The 13,266-nt window shown below is 63.6% G+C and carries 14 protein-coding genes; 1 reads left to right on the top strand and 13 read right to left on the bottom strand.

All coding sequences use genetic code 11. The annotated features are described in order from the left end of the window. From infB to pip, 6 genes are all read right to left on the bottom strand, one after another. Positions 1-2,097, bottom strand: a 2,097-nt coding sequence (infB, locus tag ABY403_RS06405) for a translation initiation factor IF-2 (protein WP_372839920.1), incomplete at its 3' end; no start/stop codon positions are given. Then, positions 2,094-2,723 carry an RNA-binding protein gene (locus ABY403_RS06400; RefSeq protein WP_372839919.1) on the bottom strand — a complete coding sequence of 210 codons (630 nt, stop codon included), beginning with the start codon at positions 2,721-2,723 and terminating at the stop codon, positions 2,094-2,096. The genes infB and ABY403_RS06400, both read right to left, overlap by 4 nt. A 19-nt stretch (positions 2,724-2,742) precedes the next feature. Further along, entirely contained in the window at positions 2,743-4,356 is a 1,614-nt protein-coding gene (gene nusA, locus ABY403_RS06395) for a transcription termination factor NusA (protein ID WP_372839918.1), read from the bottom strand. A 19-nt stretch (positions 4,357-4,375) separates the two neighbouring features. Further along, positions 4,376-4,999 (bottom strand): ribosome maturation factor RimP, encoded by a 624-nt coding sequence (rimP, locus tag ABY403_RS06390; RefSeq protein ID WP_372839917.1) that lies wholly within the window; start codon positions 4,997-4,999, stop codon positions 4,376-4,378. 171 nt (positions 5,000-5,170) lie between these two features. Beyond that, entirely contained in the window at positions 5,171-5,626 is a 456-nt protein-coding gene (locus ABY403_RS06385; RefSeq protein WP_372839916.1) for a TspO/MBR family protein, read from the bottom strand. A 189-nt stretch (positions 5,627-5,815) separates the two neighbouring features. After that, positions 5,816-6,787 (bottom strand): prolyl aminopeptidase, encoded by a 972-nt coding sequence (pip, locus tag ABY403_RS06380; protein ID WP_372839915.1) that lies wholly within the window; start codon positions 6,785-6,787, stop codon positions 5,816-5,818. Positions 6,788-6,851: 64 nt separating this feature from the next. Between pip and ubiG the strand changes: the two genes are divergently transcribed. Continuing rightward, the gene (gene ubiG / locus ABY403_RS06375) at positions 6,852-7,595 is read left to right on the top strand and encodes a bifunctional 2-polyprenyl-6-hydroxyphenol methylase/3-demethylubiquinol 3-O-methyltransferase UbiG (protein ID WP_372839914.1); all 744 of its coding nucleotides are present in this window, start codon (positions 6,852-6,854) and stop codon (positions 7,593-7,595) included. Positions 7,596-7,598: 3 nt separating this feature from the next. Here ubiG and ABY403_RS06370 read toward each other — a convergent pair whose 3' ends face one another. The 7 genes from ABY403_RS06370 to ABY403_RS06340 form a co-directional block, all read right to left on the bottom strand. Further along, on the bottom strand, positions 7,599-8,987 hold the full coding sequence (locus tag ABY403_RS06370) for a glutamine synthetase family protein (protein WP_372839913.1): 1,389 nt from the start codon (positions 8,985-8,987) through the stop codon (positions 7,599-7,601). 11 nt (positions 8,988-8,998) lie between these two features. Continuing rightward, positions 8,999-10,357, bottom strand: a complete 1,359-nt coding sequence (locus ABY403_RS06365) for an aspartate aminotransferase family protein (RefSeq protein WP_372839912.1) — start codon at positions 10,355-10,357, stop codon at positions 8,999-9,001. Positions 10,358-10,379: 22 nt separating this feature from the next. Next, a complete protein-coding gene (locus ABY403_RS06360; protein ID WP_372839911.1) occupies positions 10,380-10,814 on the bottom strand; it encodes a Na+/H+ antiporter subunit G in 435 nt (144 codons plus the stop codon). A 9-nt stretch (positions 10,815-10,823) separates the two neighbouring features. Beyond that, positions 10,824-11,093, bottom strand: a complete 270-nt coding sequence (locus ABY403_RS06355) for a K+/H+ antiporter subunit F (protein ID WP_372839910.1) — start codon at positions 11,091-11,093, stop codon at positions 10,824-10,826. Beyond that, positions 11,090-11,581 carry a Na+/H+ antiporter subunit E gene (locus ABY403_RS06350; RefSeq protein ID WP_372839909.1) on the bottom strand — a complete coding sequence of 164 codons (492 nt, stop codon included), beginning with the start codon at positions 11,579-11,581 and terminating at the stop codon, positions 11,090-11,092. Before ABY403_RS06350 ends, ABY403_RS06355 begins: the two co-directional genes overlap by 4 nt. After that, positions 11,578-13,077 (bottom strand): monovalent cation/H+ antiporter subunit D, encoded by a 1,500-nt coding sequence (locus ABY403_RS06345; protein WP_372839908.1) that lies wholly within the window; start codon positions 13,075-13,077, stop codon positions 11,578-11,580. Before ABY403_RS06345 ends, ABY403_RS06350 begins: the two co-directional genes overlap by 4 nt. After that, on the bottom strand, positions 13,074-13,266 hold a 193-nt coding region (locus ABY403_RS06340), incomplete at its 5' end, for an NADH-quinone oxidoreductase subunit K (RefSeq protein WP_372839907.1). The genes ABY403_RS06340 and ABY403_RS06345, both read right to left, overlap by 4 nt.

The following is a 13,266-nucleotide window of genomic DNA, read 5'->3' as shown; positions in this document are numbered from 1 at the left end:
TTCGGCAAGGCCGATATCGCTTTCGGTAATGGCACCGACACCCGAATGCAGCACGCGAACGCGCACCTCTTCGTTGCCGATCTTGTCCATCGCCTGTGCGATTGCCTCGGCAGAACCCTGCACGTCGGCCTTCACCAGAATTGGCAGCTCTGCCACCGATTTGTCGGCCTTGGCCTTGGCCATAAGCTGTTCCAGCGTCGTTGCCGCACCTGCCGCCGCGCGCTTGTCGCGCGCCAGCTTGACGCGGTAATCCGCAATTTCGCGGGCCTGCGCCTCGGTCTCGACGACGTTGAGCACGTCACCCGCCTGCGGCGTGCCGCTCAGGCCCAGCACCTCAACCGGGACCGAAGGCCCAGCCGCATCGACGCGCTCGCCATGGTCGTTGATCAGCGCGCGCACCTTGCCCCACTGCTCGCCGACCACGAAGATGTCGCCAAGACGAAGCGTGCCGTTTTGCACCAGCACGGTCGCAACCGGGCCGCGGCCTACGTCGAGCTTGGCTTCGATCACAGCACCCAGCGCCGCACGGTCTGCGTTGGCGCGCAGGTCAAGCAGTTCGGCCTGCAACGAGATCGCTTCGAGCAGTTTGTCGAGCCCTTTTCCGGTCTTTGCCGAAACCTCGACATCAAGCACGTCGCCCGACATTTCCTCGACCACCACAGAATGCTGCAACAGGTCGGTGCGCACTTTCTGCGGATTGGCCTCGTATTTGTCGATCTTGTTGATCGCCACGATCAGCGGCACCTTGGCGGCGCGGGCGTGATTGATTGCTTCGATGGTCTGCGGCATCACCGCGTCATCGGCTGCAACCACCAGCACCACAATGTCCGTTACCTGTGCGCCACGCGCGCGCATCGAGGTAAAGGCCGCGTGGCCGGGCGTGTCGAGGAAGGTCAGCACGGCACCGCTATCGGTTTTCACCTGATAGGCACCGATGTGCTGGGTAATGCCGCCCGCCTCGCCCGTCGCAACCGTCGTATGGCGGATAGCATCGAGAATCGAGGTCTTGCCGTGGTCAACGTGGCCCATGATGGTCACCACCGGCGGGCGCGGCGCAAGATGCTCGGCCTTGTCCTCAACGGTGTCGATCACATGTTCAACGTCGGCGTCGGAAACCCGCACGGTGCGGTGGCCGAACTCTTCGATCACAAGTTCGGCGGTGTCGGCGTCGATGGTTTCGTTGATCGAAACCATCATGCCCATTTTCATCAGGCTCTTGACCACGTCAGCCGCACGTTCAGCCATGCGGTTGGCCAGTTCCGAAACCACGATCGTTTCGGGCAACTGCACATCGCGCACCTGCTTTTCGGGCTTCACATGCATGCCCATCGCCTTTTGGCGCGCTTTTTCCTGCTTGCGCTTCATCGCAGCCATGCTGCGCTGACGCCCGCCTTCGCCATCGATGGCGTCGGAAAGGCTCAGCTTGCCGGTGCGGCGCGCGTTGTCGGTGGACTTGGCCTTGCCGCGCGCATCGCGGTCGGTCGAGGTGCTGCCGCGCTCGTCGCGGTCGCGGTCGGTCTTGCGCGGGCCCACGGTCGCGACGCCCTTGGTGGCGGCGCGGCTGGCTGCGGCCTCGGCTGCGGCCGGGTCGATAGGCGCATCGGCCTTGGCCCCACCCGCAGGTTTGCGGACATCTTCCTTTTTCTTCTCGCGCGCTGCGGCATCGCGCAGACGGCGCGCTTCTTCCTCGGCCTTAAGCTGCAAGGCCTCTTCGCGCTCACGTTCTTCGCGCGCCTTGGCTTCGGCCTCGGCAATACGCGCTGCACGCTCTTCTTCGCGTTGCTTGTCTTCGATCGCGCGGCGTGCGGCATCTTCGGCGTCGCGCGCCTTGGCGGCACGCAGCGCCGCCATGCGGCGGTCCATTTCGGCATCTGAAATGCCGGCGGGGCGCTTGGCCGGATCACCCGCTGATGGCGAACTGCCGCCCGGCGCGGGGGTCCGTGCCGCTGGCGCACCCGGCTTGGGCACCAGAACGCGCTTGCGCTTGGTCTCGACCACCACACTTTTGGTCCGGCCGTGGCTGAAGCTTTGCTTCACCTGTCCGGGGTGGCTCGCGCCGCCAAGACCGAGAGGTTTTTTGCCGTCAGTATCGTTCATGCCGTCTTCGTATCCTTCTCGGCGGTCGTGCCGCCGTCCCGCTTGCGCAGACCTGTAAGTCTCGCAGCATCGACTTTTACCCGTGAGGTGAGTCCGCCAGCCGCAAGCGCGCCGTGTATGGCATGATCGCGGCCGAAAGCCAAACCCAATTCCGATGCGGTAAGGCAGCCAAACCAGCGCCCGCCCTCGGGCGTCCAGAGCTTGCCCTTGCCGCGGTCCGATCCGTCGGAGGCTTGCAACAAGACCTTCGCGCGCCCCTCTGATAGCCAGCCCTTGACCTTCTCAAAGCCGCAGACCGCCCTGCCGGACTTTCGCGCCAGCGAAACAAGGTCAACCACCCGCTGCGCGAGCCCCGCTTCGACCAGATCGACCAGGCCTTCGGGCAGGGTCACCGGTGCCTTGGCGGCGCGGGCGAACAGGCCCTTCTTGACGGCCTTTTCCAGCACATCACGTTCCGCGGTGACCCATATTCCCCGGCCCGGCAACTTTTCTGCCAGATCGGGGTATATCATGTTGTCCGGCCCCACGACAAAGCGGATGAGCCCTGCCTTGGGCTGCACCTCGCCGGTGACGATGCACCGACGCTCTGGATCATCCGGGGTTTTGTCTTGGCCGCCGCGTGTCATATTGGGTTCCGGGGCTGATTCAGGCCCCGACCTCCTCATCATCAGTGGTGGCGACATCTTCGGCCGCCTCCAGTTCCGAAGGATCGACCCAGCCCAGTTGCACGCGCGCGGTCATCACCAACTGCTGCGCTTCCTCAAGGCTCATGTCGAACTTTTCAAGAAGACCCTCGTCCTTCACCCGCGCGCCATTCACCGTGGTCCAGCCACCGGCCAGCTCCCAGTCAGCGCAGGTTGCAAAGTCTTCAAGCGTTTTCACGCCGTCTTTCGCCAGCGCTTCCAGCATCTGCGGCGTCAGCCCTTCAAAGTCGATCAGGCTCTGCTCAACGCCCATCGCCACCGCGGCTTCCATCGCCTTGCGGTTCTGGGTGTCGATGTATTCGCGCGCACGGGCCTGCAATTCGCTCGCCGTGGCGTCATCGACGCCTTCGATCGTCAGCAACTCGTCAAGATCGACATAGGCGACCTCTTCAAGGCTGGTAAAGCCTTCGGCCACCAGCAACTGCGCAAAGAACTCGTCAAGATCGAGCGCATCGACAAAGAGCTTGGTGCGCTCGGCGAACTCGGCCTGACGGCGCGTGCTTTCATCGGCTTCGGTCATGATGTCGATGTCGAGCCCGGTCAACTGGCTGGCCAGCCGCACGTTTTGCCCACGCCGCCCGATCGCCAGCGAAAGCTGCTCGTCAGGCACAACCACGACGATCTTGCCCGCTTCTTCGTCGATCACCACCTTGGAAACCTCGGCAGGCTGCAACGCGTTCACAAGGAAGGTCGCCTGATCGGCGTTCCACGGAATAATGTCGATCTTTTCGCCCTGCAATTCGCCCACCACGGCCTGCACACGGCTGCCGCGCATACCGACGCAGGCACCCACCGGGTCGATCGAGTTGTCATAGCTGATAACCGCAATCTTGGCGCGGCTGCCGGGGTCACGTGCCACGGCCTTGATCTCGATGATACCGTCGTAGATTTCCGGCACTTCCATCTTGAACAGCTCGGCCATGAACTGCGGGTCGGTGCGCGACAGGAAGACCTGCGGCCCCCGCGGCTCGCGGCGCACATCCTTGATGTAAGACCGGATGCGGTCGTTGGGGCGGAAACTCTCGCGACCGATTCGTTCGTTGCGGCGCAAGATCGCCTCGCCACGGCCGATATCGACGATGATGTTGCCGTATTCCTCGCGCTTGACCACGCCGTTGATGATCGTGCCCTTGCGGTCCTTGAACTCTTCAAACTGGCGGTCGCGCTCGGCTTCGCGCACCTTTTGCAGAATCACTTGCTTGGCGCTTTGCGCGGCGATGCGGCCCAGATCGACCGGGGGCACTTCGTCGATGATCTCGTCGCCCACCTTGGGCTCGGCAAGATAGGGCTTTGCCTGCTCTACGGTCAGTTGCGCCTGATAGTTTTCAACCGCTTCGTCCTCGACCACGGTGCGCACGCGGGTAAACGTCGCGCGCCCGGTCTTGCGGTCGATCGCCACGCGAATGTCCATTTCCGCGCCATAGCGCGACTTGGCGGCACGGGCGAGGCTGTCTTCCATCGCCTGGATCACCAGTTCCGGGTCGATCATCTTCTCGCGCGCCACCGCCTCGGCGGTCTGCAGAAGTTCTAGCTGGTTGGCCGAGGTAATCGCCATGTCTTCCTCCGGGGGGTGGTCAGTGTTGGGTCGGTTTGGCGTCGGGGGCGGTATCGCCTTCGTCCTCGTCGCCATCGGTTTCTTCGATTTCGTCAAACTCGGATTCGTCGATATTGCCCGCTTCGGTGCGCTGGCGCAGCATTTCGGCAATCAACGCTTCGGTCAGGATCAGCTTGGCATCCGCCAACCAGTCGAACTTTAGCCCGATGGTCAGCTCGCCGTCCGGCCCCTCGGGCAGGGTAATCAATACCTCGTCGCCCTCGGTGCCTGCCAGAATTCCCTTGAAACGCTTGCGCCCGTCGATCTGCGCCTCGGTTTCGATCCGCGCCTCATAGCCTTGCCAGACGTCAAAATCCTTCAAGCGGGTCAGCGGGCGGTCAATGCCGGGGCTTGATACTTCAAGCGTGTAGGGCTCTGAAATCGGGTCTTCCACGTCAAGTGCTGCCGAAACCCCGGTCGAGATCTTGGCGCAATCGGCCACGTCGATGCCGCCTTCGGGGCGGTCGGCCATGATCTGAAGCGTCTTGTTCAGCCCGCCCATCAGGCGAATGCGCACCAGTTCAAAGCCAAGGCCCTCGATCACCGGGGCCACAATCGCCGCCATGCGCTGGTCGATGGCGGCTTTGGCGATCAGATCGGTCATGTGTTTGTGTGCTTTCAAAACAAAAAACGGGCCGTCGCGGCCCGTTGTCTCATTCGGTGGGCTGCGAGTTTGGACCCCGCTGCGCCGCTGTTGAATGCCATATAGGCGAAAGGGCGGTGACGTGCAAGAAAGATTCAAAGTGCGGGCGGGCGGCCCTTGGCCCCACGCCGCTTATGCAGGTTCCGGGTTATCGCGCCACACGCGAAAGTTCAGCGGCATCGCTACGCTAAGCCATGCAAGATACGGCACCATCAGCACGCCCGCCAGCCAATCAAGCGCCCAGAAGTTCCAGACCAGACCTGCAACCACCAGCCAGAGGATGCCAATGATTGCGAACCCCGCGCCCTTCTTTCGTGCGCCGAAAAACACCGGCGTCCAAAGCGTATTGAGCGCGATCTGCAAGGCCCATAGCCCGAGCGCAAAACCCGCCCCCGGCAATATTGCCACCCGTGCTGCGGCATAGGCGCTCAGCGTGTAAATCGTGGTCCAAGCCAGCGGGAAGGCCCAATTCGGCGGGGTCCAACTGGGCCGGACTAGGCTTTGATACCAATTCCCCGGCTTGAAGAACATTCCGCTGGCCGCCGCCGTGGCAGAGGCGGCCAGAAACACCAGAAACAGTGACCACATGGCAGATCTCCAAATTGCGCGGCTGCGCTGCCTGCGCCTTAGATAGGTATGCTATCCTTGCAAAGCATAGGGGCCGCGCCAGATAATTTGGGCGGGTGGCTGTTGGTTGGGCAAACCCCTACCAAAAAGTTAATGGCACGTGTATTTCATAGGAATATCAATGCAATGCTATGCCTAACACGCGTGATATCACGGCCGTAACGCGTTCATCACCCGTAGCAATTCCGCAGTGATCGGTGGTTCCGAAAGCGCATGGCCCGCAGCTGCCACCAGCCGCAGTTCGGCCTTGGCCCAGCCATCGGCCAGCTTCCAAGCGGTGGCGGGCGGGCAGACCATGTCGAGCCGACCCTGCACGATGATCGCCGGAATATGCTCGATCCGGTGCCGGTTGCGCAGGATCTGGTCGTCAACCTCCAGAAAGGCGCGGTTCTGGAAGTAGTGATTTTCAAGCCGCGCGAAGGTGCGGGCATATTCCGCAGGCGCCTCGGCGATGCCCGCATCGCCATCAACACTTGCCAGCGCGTTTTCCCAATGCGCCCAGATCCGGGCAAACTTCGCCTCGGTCGCCCAGTCGCCGCTGAAAAGGCGCTGATGGTAGGCCCCGATCAGGTTGCCCCGCTCTGCCTCGGGCACCATGCTTGTGAACTGCTTCCACAGATCCGGCCAGAACGCCCCCGCGCCGCCGCCGTAAAACCAGTCAAGCTCGGCCCGCGTCGCCAGAAATATCCCCCGCAGCACCAGCTGGCGCACCCTTTCGGGATGCGCCTCGGCGTATAAAAGCGCCAGCGTCGCGCCCCAACTGCCGCCGAACACGATGAAATCGTCGATCTTGAGCGTGGTGCGGATGTTCTCGATATCGCTGATCAGATGCGCGGTGGTATTGGCCTCGACCGAGGCGGTGGGCCGCGAACGCCCGCAACCACGCTGATCGAACAGCACCACGCGAAAAGCCTTGGGGTCGAAATACCGCCGCATCGCAGGGCTGGCACCCCCGCCGGGCCCGCCGTGCAGCACCAGCACGGTTCGACCCTTCGGATTGCCGCATTGTTCGACATAAACCCGGTGCCCGTCGCCCACCTCGAGCATACGCTGATCGAAGGGCTCTACCGGCGGGTAGAGAAAGGCGGCGCCAATGCGCTTTTGGGCTGCGGTTCGGTCCATGGCTCGACTATATAGCGGCAAGGCGCCGCCCGCCACGGCTGCCAACCAGAAATTGGAGACGCAGATGCAAAACACCGCCAGTTCGATCGACCCCGAAGAAGTCGCCAAGTTCGAGGCCATGTCCGCCGAGTGGTGGGACCCGAATGGCAAGTTCAAGCCGCTGCATCTGATGAACCCCTGCCGACTCGAATACCTGACCACCCAGATCGCCGCCGAGTTTGGCCGCGACCTTGCCGCCCCCCGCCCGTTCGAGGGCTTGCGTATTCTCGACATCGGCTGCGGCGGCGGGCTTTTGTCGGAACCTATGGCGCGGCTGGGTGCCGATGTGGTGGGGGCTGACGCGGCCCCCCGCAACATCCCCGTGGCGCGCTTGCATGCCGAGGCGCAGGGGCTTGCGATCGATTATCGCAATACCACCGCCGAAGCCTTGGCCGCGGCGGGCGAGCAGTTCGACGTGGTGCTGAACATGGAAGTGGTCGAACACGTGGCCGACCCGCAGGCGTTTTTGACCACCTGTCAGATGCTGCTGAAAAAGGGCGGCCTGATGCTTTGCTCGACGATGAACCGCAATCCCAAAAGCTATGTGATGGCAGTTTTCGGCGCCGAGGTGGTGATGCGCTGGCTGCCCAAGGGCACCCATGACTGGTCGAAGTTCATCACTCCGGACGAGCTTTATGCGCTGATACGCGGCGCGGGCCTAGAGCCGGTGGACCGCAAGGGTATGGTCTTTAACCCGCTCAGCTGGCGCTGGAGCCTGTCGGCACGCGATCTTTCGGTGAACTACGCCACCGCCAGCGTAAAGCGATAGCCCTCAGACCGTGTGCAGGTAGAGGTCGTAATCGACATCGGCGATGGTGCGCGCCACGCGGGCGTATTCGGCGGCCTTGATGGCGCAGAAGGTGCGGTGCATGTCGGGCCCAAGCGCCTCGCGCAGAAAGACCGAATCGGTCGCGGCGCGAATTGCTTCGCGCCAGTCGCCGGGAATCGGCAGTGACTCGGCTTCGCCTTCGTAGCCATTTCCGGTGGTCTCTGGGCCGGGGTCGATGCGTTCGGCCAGCCCCTTGCGCACCCCGGCCAGTATGGTCGCCGCCACGAGGTAGGGGTTGGCATCGACACCCGAGGGGCGGTGTTCCACCCGCCGCGCGGCCACGGGCCCCGCGGGAATGCGCAACGCGACCGAGCGGTTGTTCACGCCCCAGCTTGGGCTGACCGGCGCGTAGCTTTGGCTGGCAAAGCGGCGCCAGCTGTTGGCGTGAGGGGCAAAGACCAGCATCGATTCGCCCATCGTTTGCCGCAACCCGCCGATCGCATGGCGAATAGGGTCGTTCCACACGCCCTCCTTCGCCTCGGCAAAAACGTTGCGCCCGGCATCATCCAATAGCGAGACGTGGAAGTGCATGCCGGAGCCTGCGTATTTTTCAACCGGTTTGGCCATGAAGCAGGCGGTCACACCATGCCTGCGCGCTTGCAGCCGCACGATCCGCTTGAGCCGCACCAGATCATCGGCGGCGGCCAACACATCGGTGCGGTAATGTAGCGTCAGTTCGTATTGCCCCGGTGCATATTCCGAAATGACGGTTTCGGCCCTGATCCCCATCTGCTCGGCGGCGCGGTAGATATCCGAGAAAAGCGGCTCCATCCCGTGCAGATGATCGACCGAGTAGACCTCGGTCTTGTCTGACCGCCTCCCGTCCAGCACCGCGGCGGCGGGTCGCGCGTAGCCCTGATCGTCAAGCTTGGGGTCGAGCAGGAAAAACTCCAGCTCAAAGGCCGCTGCCGGGTAAAGCCCTTCGGCCGCCATGGCCTGCACCTGGCGGACCAGCGCATGGCGCGGGTCCGAGGTCATTTCGGCACCGTCGAGGTGATACATGCTCATCAACAATTCGCCGCGCGGCGGGTTGGTGCCGTGCATGGGCTTCAGGCTGCCCGGTATCGGCCAAGCGCGCAGATCGCCATCGCCCTGATCCCAGATCAGCCCCGTCTCGTGCACATCCTCGCCGCAGATATCGAGCCCGAGGATCGAAATCGGCAAGTGTCGCCCGCCGGAATACAGCCCCAGCAACTCGTGCCGCCGGATGATCTTGCCGCGTCCGATGCCATTGGCGTCTGTCAGCACGATGTCGAAGGCTTCGATCTCGGGATGCGCGGCCAGAAAGGCTTCGGCTTCAGCGGGGGTGGAACCGGTGGGCGATTGGGTCATGGGACGGACTTTCAGTTGAAAAGCGCAACAAGCGTGCTGGTAAAGGCGGCAATCAGGCGGTCGATCTGGCGGCGCGTGGTGGCGGGGCTGACCAGCATCATGTTGTGGAACGGGGCAATCAGGCAGCCGCGGTTCAGAAGGCTCGCGTGGATTGCGGCTTCCAGTGCGGGGGCATGGGCGGCCTCGGCCTCTGCGCCGTTGTGCAAGGGGCCCGGGGCGCAGATAAACTCTACCCGCGCGCCGACGCGCACCACATGCCAAGGCGCGCCTTGGGCGGCAATGGCGCGCGAAAGCCCAGCTTCAAGGCGGGCGGCACCCGCCTCCATCCGCGCGTAATTGGCGGGGGTCATCACCTCGGCAAGTGTGGCGCGCAGGGCCGCGAATTGCAGCGGGTTGGCCGAAAGCGTTGTGCCCATGCCCGAATGGCCCGTGGGACGCGTGGCATCATAGGCTGCAAAACGCGCAGCCAGTTCGGGCGCAAGCCCCCAGACCGCGGCGGGCAGACCGCCTGCCACGCATTTGCCCAACACGAATGCATCAGGTTCCAGCCCGTGGGTGCGCGTGTAGCCGCCAAGCCCGGTCGAGATGGTGTGCGTTTCGTCGATGATCAGCAGGCTGCCATAGCGGCGGGTCAGCGCGCGCAGGCCCGCATGAAAACCCGGCTCTGGCAAGACCATGCAGGAATTGGTCAACACCGGCTCGCACAGCACCGCGGCCACATCGCCCGCCGCAAGCGCGCGTTCCACCGCAGCGAGGTCGTTGAACTCGACCGCGACGGCGGTTTTAGTCAGATCGGCGACTTGCCCGACCAGACCGGGGCGCGCCTCGGTCTGCCCGGCCCGCAGACGCACCATCGCGTCGTCCACAGTGCCGTGGTAGCAACCGTTGAACACCAGCACCTTGGCGCGCCCGGTAACCGCCCGCGCCACCCGCAGCGCAAATCGGTTGGCATCGGTGGCGGTGGTGGCGATCTGCCAGCGAAAGTCGCCAAAACGCTGGCAAAGCAGCGCGCCGACGGCAAGCACGTCTTCGGTGGGCAGCATATAGGTTAGCCCGCGCCCGGCCTGCGCACGCAGCGCGCGGGCAACCGGTGCCGGCGAATGGCCAAACATCGAGCCGGTATCGCCAAGGCAGAAGTCATCCAGACGGTTGCCGTCGATATCCTCTAGCCACGCCCCTTTGGCGCGGGCGACCAGCATCGGAAAGGGTTGCGGCCAATCCTTCATCCAGTGCATCGGCACACCGCCAAGCCAAGCATCGGCCCAATGCGCCGCAGCACTTCGTGGCCGCGCCGCGCGGTAGGCGGTGGCGGCATGGGCGGCAACTTCGGCGATGCGGTCGGCTGAAACGCCTTGGATCAATGGCGACATGGGGGCCCCGGCAAATGCGCCCCTAGTGACCACGCCCTTCAGTCGGCGTCAACGGTTGCGCTGGCTCTGCTTCCGGCTCCGGCTCCGGGTCGGCCAGCACTTCGGCTGACGTATCGACACCGGGGCTAAGATGCGCCCATTGCGAACCCTTGGGCCGCGGTAATTTTTCAGGGTGGCCGCGGTGCAGGTTGGCCTTGGCCAAGAAATGCGCGCTGACAGGTGCGGTCAGAAACAGAAACAGCGTGATCAGCAGCTCATGCGCGCTGACATGCCCCTCTTTGAACGCGAAAAACAGCATCGAGGCCACCAGCACCCCGCCCACGCCCAGCGTGGTCGATTTGGTTGGCGCGTGCAGCCGCGTCATCGGGTCTGGCAACTTGACAAGCCCCAAAGAGCCGACGAGCCCGAAAAAGCCCCCCAGCACCAGAAACGCCGCGATCAGTGCATCAACCAGCATCATCGCCCCCTATTCCACTATGTCGCCGCGCAGCATGAACTTGGCGTAAGCGACGGTAGAAACGAAGCCCACCATTGCAATCAGCACTGCCGCCTCGAAATAGACCGCGGTTCCTTGATAAATGCCGTAAAGCACCAGCAGCGCGATCACGTTGACCACCATCGTGTCAAGCGCCAGCACACGGTCCGGCACCCCCGGCGCGCGGATCACGCGCCACAGGTTCAGCACCAGAGCCAGCGCAAAGCAGCCAAAAGTAAAGGTAAGTGCGATGGCGATCATGAGAATATCTCCAGCAAGCGGGCCTCGTAGCGGGTCTGGATCTGGCGAACCACTTCCTCAGGGTCGGGGGCGTGCAGGCAATGCACCAACAGCGTGCGGCTATCGGCTGACAGGTCGGCAGATACGGTGCCGGGTGTCAGGGTGATCGTTGCGGCCAGCACGGTGATCGCCTCGGGCTGTTGCAGCCGCAGCGGCACCGCCACCCATGCGGTGTGCAACCGCGCGTTCGGCATGAATAGCACGATCCGCGCCACCACGAAATTGGCCACCACGATGTCCCAAGCCACGACGCCCAGATAGCTGATGATCATCGGCAGGTTTCGCACGCCGGGCCGTTCGGGCCAGTAGGGCGCTGTCAGCAGCGGAATCGCCCAAGCAAGGATCAATGCCATCACCAACGAGCCGAGGCTGAGTTGATTGACCAGCAGCAGCCAGACGACCGTCAACAACAGGCTGAGTTGCGGGTGCGGAAATAGTTTGCGCATCATTGGCTGACCCCGCTACCCAAAACAGCCTCGATATAGGGTGCCGGCGTGTAGATCGCTACGGCGGTGGCGTTCAGCCAGTTACTAATCGGCCCGGCGGCGACGGTGAGGGCAACCATTGCGCCAAGAAGCCCCGCGATGCCACCCCAAGCGAAGGGCTTGCCAGATACCGACGCCGGTTCGCGCGGCACTTCCCAGAACAGCGCAGCACCCGCCCGTCCAAGGCCGATGATCGCCATGATCGAACCGACAAGCACCAGCGACCAGATCGCCCAGGCTTCGGGTTGCAGCCACGTGGTATCGAGAATCATCAGCTTGCCCAAAAAGCCCGGCAACGGCGGCATCCCCGCCATGCCGATTGCGGCCGCAAAAAATAGCGCCGCCAAAAGCCCGTGCCGCGCAAGCCGGGGCCCGGGTTGCAGCGCCAGGTTGCCGCGCTCGGTCAGCACCAGATCGGCGACCAGAAACAGCGCCGCCGCAGCAAGCGTCGAGTGGATCAGATAAAACAGCGCCGCGCCGGTGGTGGCCGCGGTGAAAACCGCAACCCCCAACATCAGCGTGCCGATCGAGCCGACCACCGCGAATGCCGACATTCGCCCCAGATCGCGCGCGCCCATCACGCCGATCATGCCGATCAGCAGCGTCACGCCGGCCGCGGGCAGCAACAGCGTCGGGCCGATGTCGCCTGCCATGCTGTCGGCTCCGAAAGCCAGCGGGTAGATTCGCAAGATCGCATAGACCCCGACCTTGGTCAGAATCGCAAACAGCGCCGCCACCGGGCCGGGGGCGTTGGCATAGGTGGCCGGAAGCCAGAATTGCAGCGGCACCAGCGCCGCCTTGAGCGCAAAGACCAGCAAAAGCATCACCGCGCCCACGCGCAGCAAACCCGCCTCGTCAACCGGAAGAGCGGATACCCTGACCGCCAGATCGGCCATGTTCAGCGTGCCGGTGACAGCATAAAGCGTGCCGAGCGCGAACAGAAACAGCACCGAGCCTGCAAGGTTCATGACCACATACTGCACACCCGCCCGCAGGCGCGCGCGGCCGCCGCCGTGGATCATCAGCCCGTAAGAGGCAATCAGCATCACTTCGAAAAACACGAACAGGTTGAACGCGTCGCCTGTCAGAAAAGCCCCTGCCAGACCCATCAGCTGAAACTGGAACAACGCATGAAAATGCCGCCCGCGCGCATCCCAGCCCGTGCCAAGCACGTGCGCTAGCACCGCCAGCGCCAACACCGCAGTCAGCGCCAGCATCAGCGTTGCCAGCCGGTCTGCCACCAGCACGATGCCAAAGGGCGCAGGCCAGTCGCCAAGCCGGTAGACGATGATTTCACCGCCTGCGGTTTGCATCAACAGCAGCGCGGCCAGTGCCGCGAAACCCAAGGTTCCTGCCGCCGATAATACACGCTGCGCCCGCAGATCGTTGCGCACAAGCAGCATCAGCAAAGGCGCCAAAAGCGCGGGCAGCACGACAGGGGCGATGATCCAGTGGTTCATTCGCGGTCCTCGCCAAGCTCGATCGTGTCATCGCCCGAGACGATATAGGCCCCCAGCGATAGCAGCACGACCACCGCCGTCATGCCGAAGGAAATGACGATCGCGGTCAGCACCAGCGCCTGTGGCAAGGGGTCGGTATAGCCCGGCGCGCCATCGGAAAGAACCGGCGGCATGTCTATCACCAGCCGT

The sequence above is a fragment of the Phaeovulum sp. genome (assembly GCF_041596715.1).
Classification (GTDB): domain Bacteria; phylum Pseudomonadota; class Alphaproteobacteria; order Rhodobacterales; family Rhodobacteraceae; genus UBA6213.
The sequence above is the reverse complement of the archived record's forward strand: the minus strand, read 5'-3'. Positions and strand labels throughout refer to the sequence as shown.